Here is a 13,655-nt window from a genome sequence, read left to right as displayed (position 1 = left end):
GCTCCTGTGGCGCCGTTGTTGTATGGGCAAAAATATTGATGTTCCGGTAGCGGTTGTTCTGCTACGGTCGGAACACCCTCGCACAGGACGTGTCCATGGCCCTGCATCGGTTCATCGTGGTAGGCGTGCTGCTGGCCCTGGCCGGTTGCAGCACCCCGGCGTCGTACGAAGGCGCGGATTTCCCCGCATCGGCGCAATGCCGCGTGCAGTGCCAGGCCGGCTATCGCAGCTGCATGGCGCAGAATGACTCCCTCGGCAGCCGCCAGAGCAACTGCGAGCAGCAGGTGGTGCCGGCGCCGGACAAGCGCTGCAAGGACGTGGACAATCCGGACCTGCGCCGTGCCTGCGAACTGAAGACGCACGACTGCGCGATGCGCGCGCCGATGATGTCCTGTGGCGAGCGCCGGGATTCCTGCATGAGCAGCTGTGGCTGAGCAATGATCGCGCGCGTGGGCGCATAATCGGCTGATCCACCCGCACAGGATCTTCCGCATGAGCACCACGCTGTATGGTTCGACCAGTACCGCCGCGCTGGTCGTGCACTGGCTGCTGATCGAGCTCGGCATCGAGCATGAACTGGTGCTGCTGGATTTCGACGCGCGCGAGCACAAGTCGGCGCAGTACCTGGCGCTCAATCCGGCCGGTGTGGTGCCGACATTGTTGATCGATGGCCTGGTACTGACCGAAGCGGCGGCCATCGCCCTGTACCTGGCCGATCGCCACCCGGAGGCCGGCCTGCTCCCGGTGCCGGGCACGCCGCAGCGTGGCGATGCCTACCGCTGGATGTTCTGGTGTGCCAATACGCTGCAGCCGGCCTATCGGGCCTGGTTCTATCCGCATGAAATTGCCGGCGAGGCAAATGTGGAGGCCACCCGCGAGATGGCGCGGCAGCGCCTGGAAGCTGCCTGGCAGCACGTGGCCACCCACCTGCAGGCACACGGGCCATATCTGCTGGGCGCAACGCCCTGCGTGGTCGACTACATGCTGGTGATGCTGATGCGTTGGTCGCGCAACATGCCCAGGCCCAGCGACACCTGGCCAGTGCTGAAGGCGCATGCCACCTCGATGAAGGCGCGCCCGGCGTTCGCCGAGGTCTACCGCCGCGAAGGCATCACCGACTGGCGGTAACCAAAAAAGGGGACGGAGGGAATTAAGTCGTTTGTGCACAAACGACTTAATTCCCTCCGTCCCCTTTTTCGGGTTACAGGATCTCCAGCACTGTTTCCGGTGGGCGGCACAGCCGCGTGCCCTTGGCCGTGCGCACCACGGGGCGATTGATCAAACGGGGGTGTTCGCTCATCGCCGCCAGCAGCGTGGCGTCGTCGGCGCCGTCCAGGCCCAGTTCGGCGAACAGCGCCTCCTTGCTGCGTACCAGTTCCTGTGCGTGCAGCCGGGATTCGGCCAGTACCTGGCGCAGCGTGGCTGCGTCCGGCGGGTTGCCCAGGTAGTCGATCACCACCGGCTCGAAGCCCGCATCGCGGATCAGCTTCAGTGCGCCGCGCGAGTTGCTGCAGGCCGGGTTGTGCCAGATCGTCACGTCCATCAGAACCACTCCAGCAGAGACACGCCCACACCCACATAGGTGGCCTTGTGGTTGTAGTCGATCAGGCTTTCGCCGTAGCCGTCGAAGACCTGCACATGGCCACGCAGCAGGTTGCTGATGGGGAAGCCGTAGTCCAGCTGCAGCGCACCGTGCGAACGGCTTCCGGTGCGCAGTGAATGGCGCGCCATCAGCGAGACCTCATGCCCATTGCGGTTCCAGGTCAGGGTGGCGTCGCCGCGACCCATGTAATCCTCGATGTCCGGATTGTTGTCTTCGCTGCGGCTTTCGGGAATGCGGTACCAGGGACGCAGCACCAGCGCCCAGTTCTCGCGGTCCAGGCCGATGTTGAGCATGACCCGGTTCCAGCTGCGTGACAGCGGGTCGGCGCGGCCATTGGACTGGTGGTTCAGCGCGATACCGGTCATGCGCCCGCGCCAGCCACCGATCGAGTAGCCGTTGCGGAACACCATCATCACTTCCGGCTCGTAATTGGTTTCGCGGAACGGGCGCGAATCCTCGCTGTTGTAGGCCTGCCAGCGCGAACTCTGGGTGTAGCCGGCCCAGATGTCGCCGTTGTCGCCGAACAGGTTCTCGACGATCTTGGTCTTGAAGCTGATCTGGAACTTCAGCTCGGCACTGTCGAGTACCTGCGGGGTGGTCACGCTGTTGGCCGGGTTCGGCGAGTGCGGCATGGTGTTGCGATCGCTGGTCCAGAAGGCGGGCAGCAGGTACACCGGCTTGTAGGCGCGCAGTTGGAACGGCCCCAGCTTGGAGTCCTCGGCCAGTTCCCAGCGGCTGTCCAGCAGCGAACCGCGGCCGGCGTTGGCCAGCGCGCTGTCCGGCGTTGCCGGGCGGAACAGGTCGCTCACCCGCTCGCGCAGCTTTTCCTCGCCCTGGCTCACGCGCGCGGTCTGCCGTTCTTCGCGGCGGGCCTGCGCAGCCGCTTCGGCGGCAGCATCAGCGGCGGCGGTAGCCTCCGCGGTATGCCCGAACAGGCGGTCATAGCAGGCCAGCCGGGCCGCGTCGGTGGTAATTGCCGCGCAGGCGGCCGGTGAGGCATCGGCGGTAGGCGCGAACTCCTGCGCAGCCAGCGGTGCACTGGCCAGGGCAAGCGCCAGCGGCGCCAGACGGGGAAACAGCGTGGGGAGGGTCATTGCAGCAGGCCCTTCGATGAATTCGGGAATCACACAGTGTGGCGGCTGTGCCGGATCGCGGCCAGCCCCACGGTTTATGCACGGTCACAGCGTGCGCGTGGCGTGAAGGCCAGGTGGCTCAGAAGAACCAGGCGAACGCGAACAGGCCCAGCATCGCGATCACAACCGCCAGTTTCAGTGCCAGGCCAAGCAGGATGCCGAGCCAGGTGGCCAGGCCGACCTTGGTCGAGCGGCCGAGTTCGCGGGTGTGCCAGTACTCGCCGAGCAGGGCACCGACCAGCGGACCTGCGAACAGGCCGATGGGCATGAAGAACAGGCCGACGATGCTGCCGACGAAGGTTCCCCACAGCGCCTTGCGGCTGGCGCCGACACGCTGCGCGCCGACAACCGTGGCCAGCACGTCCACCAGCAGCGAAAGCAGGGTCAGTACCCCGAGCGCGACCAGGGTGGGCCAGCCGACGTGGGCGAAGCCGTCGGCCCAGGCGGCCAGCAGCAGTCCGATGAACACCAGCGGGATGCCCGGGAGGGCCGGCAGGATGATGCCGGCGATGCCTATCAGGACAAAAATGACCGCTAGCAGATACAAGATGAATGAGAGTCCCATGCTGTCCCGTATGGAGTCCGTTTTGGGGTTGACAGTGAAAGATTTTGCCAGTTGCTTTTTCGTTTTGGCCGGGTTAAGTTGCAGTCGCTGAGCTTGGCAAGGTCACCGTGGATCGTGGCCTGATGAAGCAAGATCTTCCCGATCCGCTGCATCGATGCACCTCGCTTCCCCCTTGCTTGTCAGCCGCCCACCAGGCGTTTCCAACAACAAGAGAGAGTCAAAGGGAGTTAGTGAGATGGCTGATCGCGAGACCGGTACCGTAAAGTGGTTCAATGATGCGAAGGGCTTCGGCTTCATCAGCCGCCAGAATGGCGAGGACGTGTTCGTGCACTTCCGCGCCATCGAGACCCAGGGCTTCAAGAGCCTCAAGGAAGGCCAGAGTGTGAGCTTTGAAGTCGTGCAGGGCCAGAAGGGCCTGCAGGCTGACAAGGTCCAGCCGATGTAACACCTGCCGTCCTCCGGCACGAAAAAGGCCCGCGCAAGCGGGCCTTTTTCTTGGCCTTTGGCCCGCTGCAGGTCAGCGCAGGATGACCTTGCCGTTGACCACGCGCACATAGGTGTTCTCACGGATGCCACCCAGGTCGCGCTGGTTGACCACGATGGTGCGGCCATCATCCATGCGCACGCTGATGTCGTAGGTATCGCTGGTCACATTCTTCTGGATCTGATTGCCGGCCAGGGCGCCACCGACCGCGCCTGCAGCGGCGGCAATGTTCTTGTTGCCACGGCTGCCACCGGTGTGGTCGGAGATTTCATGGCCGGCCACGGCGCCGACGATGCCGCCGAGGATCGCGCCGGTCGCACTGGGCGCGGTGCGGCCCGAGGGCACGGTGTTGATGCGGGTGACGATGCCACAGTCGGCGCAGCGGCCCTGGTTGTAGCCGCCGTTGTTGCCGTAGCCGCCGTTGTTGTAGCCGTTGTTGTAACCACCGCCACTGTAACCGGGCGAAGTGGCACAACCGGCCAGCGCGAGGGTAGCGATGGCGCTGGCGGCGATGAGCTGGATCTTCATGGGGCGTCTCCTGGCCGTGAAGGCGGGTATGTTGGGTGGTACTGCGTCATGCAGCAGGGTGGACGAATCCTCTCCCTTCGAACGTGAACAACGCGCCAACCAAGCACCCGATGCCCGGCTGCAGGATGAACGCGCCTCAGCGGAAATCCTGGTGGCAGGCCCGGCAATCGGCCTGCAGCGTTTCCACGAGCTGGGCCAAGGCCCTGCAGTCGCCTGGCGGTGCGGCCAGCGCCGTGTTGAGGTTGCCGCGAAGTCGGCTGGCGTGCTGCTGGAACTGCGTGCTGTCCTTCAGCCCGGGGAACGCCAGGTCCAGGTCATTGGACAACAGGCGTAGTGCCTGCAGCCGCGGAACGCTGTCGGCCAGGCTGCAGCGGTTCTGCTGCTGAGCCTGCTGCAGCAGCTGCGACTGCCGCTGCATCACCTGCATCAGGCTGTCCGGGAACGGGTCGCGACGCGCCTGCAGGGCGCGGCCCACCATTACCGTGGCGACCAGGCCGATCAGCAGGCCCAGGCACAGTACGAACAGGTAGCGATGGGCAGGGGACAGGCGGCGGGGCGGGCTGGCGTTCATGCGGGCTCTCCAGGCGTGCAACGGTGGGTTCGACGCCGACGTGCTTTGGGCGCTGGCACCTGCACGTTAAAATAGCCCGATGAACGAACAGGTCAAACAACGCTTCGCCGGCATCGAACGGCTGTATGGCGTGGGTGCGCTCGAGCGCCTGCAGGGCAGTCGCGTGGTGGTGGTCGGCATGGGCGGCGTCGGCTCGTGGGTGGTGGAGGCGCTGGCCCGTTCGGCGGTCGGTCATCTGACCCTGATCGATGCCGACGACATCTGCGTGTCCAACACCAACCGGCAGCTGCCGGCGATGGAAGGCAATTACGGGCGCAACAAGGCCGAGGCGATGGCCGAGCGCTGCCGTGCGATCAACCCGGGGATCGACGTCGACGCCGTGCAGGCATTCCTGACGATGTCCAACATGGCTGAGCTGCTGGACCGCGGGTTCGATCTGGTGATCGACGCCTGCGACAGCTTCCGGGTCAAGGTCGAGACGATCGCCTGGTGTCGTCGCCGCAAGCTGCCGCTGCTGACCGTCGGCGCTGCCGGTGGCCGCACCGACCCGACCCTGGTACGTATCCGCGATGTCTCGCGCACCGAGCATGACGCCATGCTGGCGCTGATCCGCAAGAAGCTGCGCAGCGAGTTCAACTTCCCGAAGAATGCCAAGCGCTATTTCGGCGTGCCGGCGGTGTACTCGCTGGAGAATGTGAAGTACCCGCAGGCCGATGGCAGCGTCTGCGGCATTCGTCCGAACCTGGGTGCCGATGCGGCGTTGAAGCTGGACTGCGGTGCCGGTCTGGGCGCGGCGACCCACATCACCGGCGCGTTCGCCTTTGCGGCGGTGGGCAAGGCGCTGGAGATGCTGCTGGAGCCGAAGAAGGCGAAAACCGAGGTGACCGAGGCCTACGCCGACGCGTGACGGTAGTGCCGGCCGCTGGCCGGCATCGGGTTCGTCGCGGTCGTTACAGCGTGCCGGCCAAGGTTGGCCCCCGCCTTTACGTTGCCGGCAGCGCGAACAGCCGCCGTGCATTCTCTGTCGTGGCCTGTGCCAGGGCCTCCAGCTCCATTCCGCGCAGCGCGGCCACGTGCCGGGCAATGGTTGCCAACCGTGCCGGTTCGTTGCGCTGGCCGCGGACCCCCGCGTCGGGCTGGTCGGGCGCGTCGGTTTCCAGCAGCAGCTGCTCCAGCGGCATCCCGCGTACCAGCCGTTGCAGGCGCTGCGCCCGCTCGTAGGTCAGCGGACCACCAAGACCCAGCAGGAAGCCGTGCCTGTGCAGTTGCGCGGCCTGTTCGGGGCTGCCGGAAAAACTGTGCACCACGCCGCGCAGGCCGCCGACGCGACGGATCGCGGCGATCACCGCATCCACCGCGCGTCGCGCGTGCACGATCACCGGCAGATTGAATTCTCGGGCCAGTTCCAGCTGGCCGATGAAATACGCCTGTTGAGCCTCGGCATCCAGTCCTTCGACGAAGAAGTCGAGGCCGCATTCGCCGATCGCGCAGGGGCGTTCGCGCTCGATCCACTGGCGCAGCAGTGGCAGGTGCCCAGGCTGGTGATCGGCCAGGAACATCGGGTGCAGGCCGAAGGCCGGGTACAGCCCGGGCGCCTGCTGGCAGACCTCGCGCAGTTTCGGCCAGCTGGCAGCGGTGACCGCTGGCACCACCTGTTGGCGCACACCCACGGCCTGCGCCCGCTCGATCACCGCGGCACGGTCAGGGTCGAACGCGCTCGCGTCGAGATGACAGTGGCTGTCGACCAGCACGCTCAACGCTGTTCCAGCGGCGGTAGCGTGGTGGCGTTGCGGCTCTTCCAGTTGGCCAGCAGCAGCGTGCCGAAGCCCAGCACCAGCTCATCGATGAACGGGATCGGGTCCGGGATGAACAGCGTCAGCACGAACAGGCCGGCGGTGAGCTTGAACAGGGTGGGGTAGCGCAGCCGGCGCGCCCACTGCAGTACTGGCAGCAGCATCGGGTTGGCCATGGCGGGGATCCTCGTGGGGAATATGCAAACGCTACCACGGGCCCTGCATTTCCCGATGCTGAATGGGTTACAGGAATGAGCAGGAAATGTGGAGATTCCGTTCAGGCAGCGCATGCTGCAATCTGTCCCGAGAACGTTGCGGATGGTCCGCAAGGAGCAGGTCATGAAAAGCACAACTACAACTGTCCTGGTCGCAGCGGGCGCGCTGCTGGTGGGTGGCATCGCCACCGCCGCCTTCATGAAGAGTGGCGACAAATCGCCCGACTCCATCAGCGCCGCAACCCCCAATGGCGAGTCGCGCCTGGTCGATGGCAACGCCACCGACGATGGCGTACGTGGTGACAAGCTCGACCCGTCGGCGCCGCGCGGGCTGGAATATGCCGATGTGCTGAAGGTCGACCCGATCACCGAGAAGCAGAAGGCCTATGCCACCGTGATCGGCACCGATCCGGTGCGCGAGACCTCCACGACCCAGACCCCGCACGAGGTCTGCCAGGACGTGACGGTGCAGGAGCGCCTGCCGGAGCGTGATGGCAACGTCGGCGGTACCGTGGTCGGCGCGGTGGTGGGTGGCCTGCTCGGCAACCAGGTCGGTGGCGGCAACGGCAAGAAGGCCGCGACCGCAGCCGGTGCGGTGGCCGGTGGCTTCATCGGCAACCAGATCGACAAGCGCCATGTGGGTGGTCGCGTGGTCAATCGTACCGAGCGCCAGTGCCACACCGAAACCGCAACGTCCGAGTCGAGCCGCGTCACCGGTTACAACGTGACCTATCGCAACGAAGACGGCACCACCGGCACCATGCGCATGGCCAGCAAGCCGGGCAGCCGCATCGCCATGGGTACCAATGATGTGGTGAAGGGCTACAACGTGACCTATCGCTATGATGGCGCCGAGAAGACCGTGCGCATGGACAACAAGCCGGCCAGCGATCGCCTGCCGGTGGTCGATGGCCAGCTGGTCACGCAGACCGCTGCTGCCGGCGCCACTGCGGCCACGCGCCAGTAATCCAGAACACCCTGCTGCACCCGACGGGCCGGCTCATGCCGGCCCGTTTCGTTGTGCGCACGGGCATTCATCCGTGGGGAAAGGGAATCGACCATGATGGATGCCCCCCTTCGACAAGGAGTCGGCATGAGCATCTTCGACCTGCGCCTGGAAACCGAGCGGCTGATCCTGCGCCCGCTGCTGCGCGAGGACTACGAACCGTACCTGGCATTCTGTGCCGACGAGGAAACGATGCGCACCCTGGGGGGTGTTCAACCGCCCTCGGTGGCATGGCGCGGCTTCTGCAGCCTGGCCGGCGCCTGGCAGCTGTTCGGCTTCTCGATGTTCAGCGTGATCGAGAAATCCAGCGGTGACTGGATCGGCCGGATGGGACCGTGGCAGCCGCAGGACTGGCCTGGAACCGAGGTCGGTTGGGGTATTCGGCATGCCAGCTGGGGCCGGGGCTATGCACCGGAAGCGGCGGTTGCCGCCATCGACTGGGCGTTCGACACGCTGGGCTGGGACGAGGTGATCCACACCATCGCCGAGAACAACGACAACTCGAGGGCGGTCGCGCGCAAGCTCGGCAGCACGCTGCTGCGCATGGGTGAATTGCCACCGCCGTACAACGACAAGCCGATGCAGATCTGGGGCCAGTCGCGCGAACAGTGGCGGCAGCGCCGTTCGCCGTTGTAGAGCCGAGCCCATGCTCGGCTGCATCTGGCGCACAGCAGCCGAGCGTGGGCTCGGCTCTACAGATTGTCCGCATGCTGCATCCGCGCTTGGCATTCACCGGCGGGCTTGCCAGACTGCGTGCAGCTGGCCGCCGGCCGGATCCGAGGAATCAGGCAATGGTGGAAGAGCGCGTCCCGTTGACGGTGCATGGCATGTCGGTGTCCGGCAATTGCCACAAGGTCCGCCTGCTGCTGGAGCAGCTCGGCAGCCGCTACCGCTGGGTGGAAGTGGACAGTGCCCATGGCCAGACCCACACCGCCGAGTTCCTTGCGCTCAATCCCAACGCCAAGGTGCCGTTGATCGTCCGCGACGATGGCCGCGTGTTGACTGAATCCAATGCGATCCTGTTCTGGTTGGCCGAAGGGACGCCCTACCTGCCTACCGACGGTTGGGAACGCGCGCAGGCATTGAGCTGGATGTTCTTCGAGCAGTACACGCACGAGCCATGCGTGGCGGTAGCGCGCTTCATCCGCGGCTGGACACCGCCCGATTCACCGCGCCGTTCTGAACTGCCACGCCTGCACGAGCGTGCCGCCACCGCGCTGGCCGTGATGGAGCAGCACCTGCGCGAAGCGCAGTGGTTCACCGGCAGCGCATACGGCATTGCCGACATTGCGCTGTTCGCCTATACCGACGTGGCAGGCGAGGGCGGCATCAGCCTGGCGCCCTTCCCGGAAGTGCGCGCCTGGCTGCAGCGCGTGCGTGCGCAGCCGCGCTTCGTGGCGATGCCAGCGGTGACCGCCGAGGTGCGCGCGCGCTTCGAGGCCGCCTGATCCCACAGGATAGCGCCCGGCGCTGCCGGGTGGAACGCAACAACGACACGGAGGGTGTTCGATGTTTGCTGTGGTTCCAGATCCGATTCCTGCGCGCATGCGCGTGCTCAACCGCGCCGAAGTGTGCGACGCCAATTTCCTCGACGCGGTGCGTGGCTGGCGAGGCACACCGCGCGCACGTCCTGCGCCGGACGCGCCGATCCTGCCGGGCAGCACGCTCAGCGCTGCGGCCTTCGGTGAGCTGTTCGATTCGCAGCTGGCCAGCCGCCAGCTGGACCTGATGGCGCGCGTATTGCGCGTGCAGAACAAGGTCTTCTATACCATCGGGTCGTCCGGCCATGAAGGCAACGCGCTGCTGGCGCGGGCCTGCCGGCATACCGACCCCGCATTCCTGCACTATCGCTCCGGCGCCTTCATGCTCGAGCGCTCGCGCCAGGTGCCGGGCATCGACCCGTTGCGCGATGCGGCGCTTTCATTCGCGGCCAGCGCCGATGACCCGGCCAGTGGCGGCCGGCACAAGGTGTGGGGCAGCAAGCCATTGTGGGTATTGCCGCAGACCTCGACCATCGCCTCGCACCTGCCGAAAGCGCTGGGCACCGCGCTGGCCATCGAGAGCGGCAAGCGGCTGGGCCATGCGCTTCCCATTCCGGCCGACAGCATCGTGCTGTGCTCGTTCGGCGACGCCTCGGCCAACCATGCCACTGCGCAGACCGCATTCAACACCGCGATGTGGGCGGCCTACCAGAAACTGCCGGCGCCAATCCTGTTCGTCTGCGAGGACAACGGGCTGGGCATCTCGGTGAAGACGCCGGACGGCTGGATTGCCGAGCGTTTCAGCCACCAGCCGGGGCTGGACTATTTCCTTGCCGATGGCCTCGACCTGGCCACCGGGCACGCCCAGGTGCAGGCCGCAGTGGACCACTGCCGGCGGACGCGGCGACCGACCTTCCTGCATCTGCGCACCACGCGCCTGATGGGCCACGCCGGCACCGACTTCGAGGTGGAATGGCGTGCATTGCCGGAATTGTGCGCGGCCGAGGCGCAGGATCCGCTGTTGCGCTCGGCGCAGATCGCGCTGGAATCGGGCTGGATGGATGCAGCCGCCATCGAAGTGGCCTACGAGACGATGCGCGCGCGCTGCATGGCCGCCGCTGCCGATGCCGAAGGCCGCGCGAAGCTGCAGTCGCTGCAGGAGGTCATGGCGCCATTGGCACCCTATACGCCCGCGGCGGTGCAGGCCGAAGCCCGGCGCGAGGTCGCCGACGAAGCGCGCGAGGCACTCTATGGCGGTGCCGAGGCCTTGCCGGAACGACAGGCGCCACGGCATCTCGCGATCCAGATCAACCACGGCCTGCAGGAACTGCTTGCGAAGTATCCGCAGAGCCTGCTGTTCGGCGAGGACGTGGCTCAGAAGGGCGGTGTGTACACCGTCACCAAGGATCTGCTGCGCCGCTTCGGCCCACGCCGGGTGTTCAACACGCTGCTGGATGAAACCATGATCCTGGGCATGGCGCAGGGCCTGGCCAACCTGGGCATGCTGCCGGTTCCGGAGATCCAGTACCTGGCCTACCTGCACAACGCCATCGACCAGCTGCGTGGTGAAGCCTGTTCGCTGCAGTTCTTCTCCAACGACCAGTACCGCAACCCGATGCTGGTGCGGGTGGCCGGGCTGGGCTACCAGAAGGGTTTCGGCGGGCACTTCCACAACGACAACTCGATCACCGCGTTGCGCGACATCCCCGGGCTGGTGGTCGGCTGCCCCTCGCGCGGCGACGATGCGGTGATGATGCTGCGCACGCTGGCTGCACTGGCGCGGGTGGATGGGCGCGTGGCGGTGTTCCTGGAGCCGATCGCGCTGTACATGAGCAAGGACCTGCACGAAGCGGGGGATGGCCAGTGGCTGTTCGACTACCCGGCACAGGGCCGGGCGCTGGTGCTGGGCGAGGGCCGGGTCTATGCACCGGAGGCCGGAGACCTGGTGATCTACACCTATGGCAATGGCGTGCCGATGGCGTTGCGCGCGGCGCGGGCGATCGAGCAGCAGCTGGGCTGGCAGGTGCGGGTGGTCGACCTGCGCTGGCTGGTACCGTTGGATGCCGGCTTCATCGCGGCCCAGGCCGCGAGCGCGCGGCGGGTGCTGGTGCTGGACGAAGGCCGCCACAGCGGCGGAGTGGGTGAGGGCGTGGTCACGGCGCTGGTCGAGGCCGGCTTTGGTCACCTGCCGCTGCGCCGCGTCTGTGGCGCCGACACCTACACGCCACTGGCAGGGGCAGCAATGTTCGGGCTTCCAAGCGACAATGCGGTGATTGGCGCCGCCCTCGACCTGGCGCAGGAACCCTGATGCATGTGTGGATTGGCGGGAATGTTGTTGCCGGCGCCGCTGGCGTCGGCCGAGGCGCTGCAGGCGCAGGCGCTGGCCATGGGCCAGGCGCTGCACCATCGCGGGCCGGATGATGGCGGCAGCTGGGTCGATGCCGAGGCGGGCATCGCGCTGGCGCATCGGCGCCTGAGCATCCTTGATCTGTCCCCGCTGGGCCACCAGCCGATGGCCTCGGCGGACGGCCGCTACGTGATGGCCTACAACGGCGAGGTCTACAATTTCGCGGCTCTGCGTGAACAGCTGGAGCCGCTGGGGCACACCTTCCGCGGCCATTCCGACACCGAAGTACTGCTGGCGGCGATCCTGCAGTGGGGCGTGGAAGATACCCTGCAGCGCTGCAACGGCATGTTCGCCATCGCGCTGTGGGACCGCCAGGATCGTTGCCTGTGGCTGGCCCGCGACCGCGTCGGCAAGAAGCCGCTGTACTACGGCTGGGCCGGCGACACGCTGGTGTTCGGTTCGGAACTGAAGGCGCTCTGGCAACACCCGGCGTTCGACAACGACATCGACCGCGATGCGCTCACCTTGCTGCTGCGGCTGGATTACATCCCGGCGCCGCACAGCATCCACCAGCGCTGCTACAAGCTGATGCCGGGCCGGGTGCTGCGGCTGGATGCAGCGGCTGTGGCCGCAGGCGCCGCGGCACACCGCCCGGAGCAGGCACAGCGCCCGTACTGGGATGCGCGCGCACGCATGCAGGCGGCGTTGGCCGCCCCGTTCCAGGGCCGCATCGAAGAGGCCGAGGAACAGCTGGACACGCTGCTGCGTGATGCGGTGGCGCTGCGCATGGTGGCCGACGTGCCGGTCGGCGTATTCCTGTCCGGCGGCACGGACTCATCGCTGGTGGCGGCGCTGATGCAGGCGCAGAGCGGACAGCCGGTGCATAGTTTCAGTATCGGCTTCACCGACTCGGGACATGACGAAGCACCGCTGGCCAGGGAGCTGGCGGCTCACCTCGGCTGTGATCACACCGAGTTGTACGTCAGTGGCGCCGACGCGCTGGCCGTGGTGCCGCAGTTGCCGGCGATGTTCGATGAGCCTTTTGCCGATGCGTCGCAGGTGCCGACCGCGCTGGTCGCACGGCTGGCGCGGCAGGGCGTGACCGTCGCGCTGTCCGGCGACGGTGGCGACGAGCTGTTCTTCGGCTACACCCGGTATGTACGCGCGCTGCGCAACTGGCAGATGCTCGGACGCGTGCCGGGGCCGCTGCGGCGCTGGATGGGCGCACGCTCGCAGCAGCAGGGCGAGGCCTCGCGGACCGGTGGCCTGGCGGCGCTGCTGGCCGAGACCGGCGCACGTGGCATCGGCGACGTCTACCGCAACCGCATCTCGCGCTGGCGCGATCCTGCCGCGGCGGTGCCCGGCGCGCAGGCCGCCGGCAGCTTCTACGACCTGGCCGATCCGCTGCACGGCGCGGGGACACCGGCCGATGCGATGATGCTGGCCGATTTCGTGACCTACCTGCCCGATGACCTGTTGTGCAAGGTCGACCGGACCTCGATGGCGGTCAGCCTGGAGGCGCGCGCGCCATTGCTGGACTGGCGCGTGGCCGAGTTCGCCTGGTCGCTGCCGCTGGGCTTCAAGCGCAGTGAGACGACCAGCAAGGTGCTGCTCAAGCGCGTGCTGGGCCGTTACGTGCCGCATTCAATGGTGCACCGTCCCAAGCGCGGCTTCGGCGCACCGGTCAGTGACTGGTTGAAGGGCGACCTGCGGCCCTGGGCCGAGGACCTGCTGCAGCCGGCGCGGCTGGAGCGTGAGGGCGTGCTGTCGGCGGCGGCGGTGCAGCCGCTGTGGCAGCAGTTCCTGGGGGGGCAGCGCAAGTGGCATACCCACTTGTGGAACGTGCTGATGTTCCAGGCCTGGCAGGCGCATTGGCGGCAGGCGCGGACCGGCGTGACCGGCGGCTGATCTTCACCGGATGGCACGGGC

The 13,655-nt window shown here is 66.8% G+C and carries 16 protein-coding genes; 9 read left to right on the top strand and 7 right to left on the bottom strand.

Annotated elements, in window-relative coordinates; translation table 11 throughout:
- Positions 1-95 precede the first annotated feature (95 nt).
- Positions 96-434, top strand: coding sequence for a hypothetical protein (locus tag AC2A1N_RS05035; RefSeq protein WP_005417563.1), 339 nt, complete (start codon positions 96-98; stop codon positions 432-434).
- Positions 435-492: 58 nt separating this feature from the next.
- The gene (locus tag AC2A1N_RS05030; protein WP_484371686.1) at positions 493-1,128 is read left to right on the top strand and encodes a glutathione S-transferase family protein; all 636 of its coding nucleotides are present in this window, start codon (positions 493-495) and stop codon (positions 1,126-1,128) included.
- A gap of 73 nt (positions 1,129-1,201) precedes the next feature.
- Here AC2A1N_RS05030 and arsC read toward each other — a convergent pair whose 3' ends face one another.
- From arsC to AC2A1N_RS05015, 3 genes are all read right to left on the bottom strand, one after another.
- The gene (gene arsC / locus AC2A1N_RS05025; protein ID WP_061477988.1) at positions 1,202-1,543 is read right to left on the bottom strand and encodes an arsenate reductase (glutaredoxin); all 342 of its coding nucleotides are present in this window, start codon (positions 1,541-1,543) and stop codon (positions 1,202-1,204) included.
- Positions 1,543-2,697: a phospholipase A gene (locus tag AC2A1N_RS05020; RefSeq protein ID WP_484371684.1), complete on the bottom strand. Its 1,155-nt coding sequence runs from the start codon at positions 2,695-2,697 to the stop codon at positions 1,543-1,545. Before AC2A1N_RS05020 ends, arsC begins: the two co-directional genes overlap by 1 nt.
- Positions 2,698-2,815: 118 nt before the next feature.
- Complete coding sequence (locus AC2A1N_RS05015; RefSeq protein WP_032958895.1) at positions 2,816-3,301, bottom strand: DUF456 domain-containing protein; 486 nt, start codon at positions 3,299-3,301, stop codon at positions 2,816-2,818.
- Between the two features lie 235 nt (positions 3,302-3,536).
- Here AC2A1N_RS05015 and AC2A1N_RS05010 point away from each other — a divergent pair, with 235 nt between their 5' ends.
- Positions 3,537-3,746 carry a cold-shock protein gene (locus tag AC2A1N_RS05010; protein ID WP_005417546.1) on the top strand — a complete coding sequence of 70 codons (210 nt, stop codon included), beginning with the start codon at positions 3,537-3,539 and terminating at the stop codon, positions 3,744-3,746.
- A 72-nt stretch (positions 3,747-3,818) separates the two neighbouring features.
- On the opposite strand, the gene AC2A1N_RS05005 is transcribed toward AC2A1N_RS05010, so the two are convergent.
- Together AC2A1N_RS05005 and AC2A1N_RS05000 are read right to left on the bottom strand one after the other, a co-directional pair.
- The gene (locus tag AC2A1N_RS05005; protein ID WP_005417545.1) at positions 3,819-4,313 is read right to left on the bottom strand and encodes a glycine zipper 2TM domain-containing protein; all 495 of its coding nucleotides are present in this window, start codon (positions 4,311-4,313) and stop codon (positions 3,819-3,821) included.
- A gap of 136 nt (positions 4,314-4,449) precedes the next feature.
- The gene (locus AC2A1N_RS05000; protein ID WP_061477985.1) at positions 4,450-4,884 is read right to left on the bottom strand and encodes a cytochrome c; all 435 of its coding nucleotides are present in this window, start codon (positions 4,882-4,884) and stop codon (positions 4,450-4,452) included.
- A gap of 79 nt (positions 4,885-4,963) precedes the next feature.
- Here AC2A1N_RS05000 and AC2A1N_RS04995 point away from each other — a divergent pair, with 79 nt between their 5' ends.
- The gene (locus AC2A1N_RS04995) at positions 4,964-5,791 is read left to right on the top strand and encodes a tRNA threonylcarbamoyladenosine dehydratase (protein WP_242894097.1); all 828 of its coding nucleotides are present in this window, start codon (positions 4,964-4,966) and stop codon (positions 5,789-5,791) included.
- Between the two features lie 76 nt (positions 5,792-5,867).
- Here the strand turns inward: AC2A1N_RS04995 and AC2A1N_RS04990 are convergent, their stop codons facing one another.
- On the bottom strand, positions 5,868-6,641 hold the full coding sequence (locus AC2A1N_RS04990) for a TatD family hydrolase (protein WP_134968881.1): 774 nt from the start codon (positions 6,639-6,641) through the stop codon (positions 5,868-5,870).
- A complete protein-coding gene (locus tag AC2A1N_RS04985; protein ID WP_484371681.1) occupies positions 6,638-6,853 on the bottom strand; it encodes a DUF6116 family protein in 216 nt (71 codons plus the stop codon). Before AC2A1N_RS04985 ends, AC2A1N_RS04990 begins: the two co-directional genes overlap by 4 nt.
- A gap of 163 nt (positions 6,854-7,016) precedes the next feature.
- Between AC2A1N_RS04985 and AC2A1N_RS04980 the strand changes: the two genes are divergently transcribed.
- The 5 genes from AC2A1N_RS04980 (at position 7,017) to asnB (ending at position 13,634) form a co-directional block, all read left to right on the top strand.
- Positions 7,017-7,859 (top strand): glycine zipper 2TM domain-containing protein, encoded by an 843-nt coding sequence (locus tag AC2A1N_RS04980; RefSeq protein WP_061478099.1) that lies wholly within the window; start codon positions 7,017-7,019, stop codon positions 7,857-7,859.
- A 126-nt stretch (positions 7,860-7,985) separates the two neighbouring features.
- Entirely contained in the window at positions 7,986-8,534 is a 549-nt protein-coding gene (locus tag AC2A1N_RS04975; protein ID WP_061477983.1) for a GNAT family N-acetyltransferase, read from the top strand.
- A 155-nt stretch (positions 8,535-8,689) separates the two neighbouring features.
- Positions 8,690-9,346, top strand: coding sequence for a glutathione S-transferase family protein (locus tag AC2A1N_RS04970; protein ID WP_111177393.1), 657 nt, complete (start codon positions 8,690-8,692; stop codon positions 9,344-9,346).
- A 61-nt stretch (positions 9,347-9,407) separates the two neighbouring features.
- Positions 9,408-11,687 (top strand): transketolase C-terminal domain-containing protein, encoded by a 2,280-nt coding sequence (locus AC2A1N_RS04965; protein WP_231352201.1) that lies wholly within the window; start codon positions 9,408-9,410, stop codon positions 11,685-11,687.
- Positions 11,688-11,690: 3 nt separating this feature from the next.
- Positions 11,691-13,634 carry an asparagine synthase (glutamine-hydrolyzing) gene (asnB, locus tag AC2A1N_RS04960; RefSeq protein ID WP_061477980.1) on the top strand — a complete coding sequence of 648 codons (1,944 nt, stop codon included), beginning with the start codon at positions 11,691-11,693 and terminating at the stop codon, positions 13,632-13,634.
- The last annotated feature ends 21 nt before the right edge of the window (positions 13,635-13,655 follow it).

Source organism: Stenotrophomonas maltophilia group sp. SKK55, from assembly GCF_057179845.1.
Note: the sequence above shows the minus strand (reverse complement) of the source record. Positions and strands in the feature narration are given on the sequence as shown.

Coding starts and splice junctions, on each gene's coding strand:
- AC2A1N_RS05035 (WP_005417563.1), top strand. CDS start 96: ATGGCCCTGCATCGGTTCATCGTGGTAGGCGTGCTGCTGGCCCTGGCC.
- AC2A1N_RS05030 (WP_484371686.1), top strand. CDS start 493: ATGAGCACCACGCTGTATGGTTCGACCAGTACCGCCGCGCTGGTCGTG.
- arsC (WP_061477988.1), bottom strand. CDS start 1,543: ATGGACGTGACGATCTGGCACAACCCGGCCTGCAGCAACTCGCGCGGC.
- AC2A1N_RS05020 (WP_484371684.1), bottom strand. CDS start 2,697: ATGACCCTCCCCACGCTGTTTCCCCGTCTGGCGCCGCTGGCGCTTGCC.
- AC2A1N_RS05015 (WP_032958895.1), bottom strand. CDS start 3,301: ATGGGACTCTCATTCATCTTGTATCTGCTAGCGGTCATTTTTGTCCTG.
- AC2A1N_RS05010 (WP_005417546.1), top strand. CDS start 3,537: ATGGCTGATCGCGAGACCGGTACCGTAAAGTGGTTCAATGATGCGAAG.
- AC2A1N_RS05005 (WP_005417545.1), bottom strand. CDS start 4,313: ATGAAGATCCAGCTCATCGCCGCCAGCGCCATCGCTACCCTCGCGCTG.
- AC2A1N_RS05000 (WP_061477985.1), bottom strand. CDS start 4,884: ATGAACGCCAGCCCGCCCCGCCGCCTGTCCCCTGCCCATCGCTACCTG.
- AC2A1N_RS04995 (WP_242894097.1), top strand. CDS start 4,964: ATGAACGAACAGGTCAAACAACGCTTCGCCGGCATCGAACGGCTGTAT.
- AC2A1N_RS04985 (WP_484371681.1), bottom strand. CDS start 6,853: ATGGCCAACCCGATGCTGCTGCCAGTACTGCAGTGGGCGCGCCGGCTG.
- AC2A1N_RS04980 (WP_061478099.1), top strand. CDS start 7,017: ATGAAAAGCACAACTACAACTGTCCTGGTCGCAGCGGGCGCGCTGCTG.
- AC2A1N_RS04975 (WP_061477983.1), top strand. CDS start 7,986: ATGAGCATCTTCGACCTGCGCCTGGAAACCGAGCGGCTGATCCTGCGC.
- AC2A1N_RS04970 (WP_111177393.1), top strand. CDS start 8,690: ATGGTGGAAGAGCGCGTCCCGTTGACGGTGCATGGCATGTCGGTGTCC.
- AC2A1N_RS04965 (WP_231352201.1), top strand. CDS start 9,408: ATGTTTGCTGTGGTTCCAGATCCGATTCCTGCGCGCATGCGCGTGCTC.
- asnB (WP_061477980.1), top strand. CDS start 11,691: ATGTGTGGATTGGCGGGAATGTTGTTGCCGGCGCCGCTGGCGTCGGCC.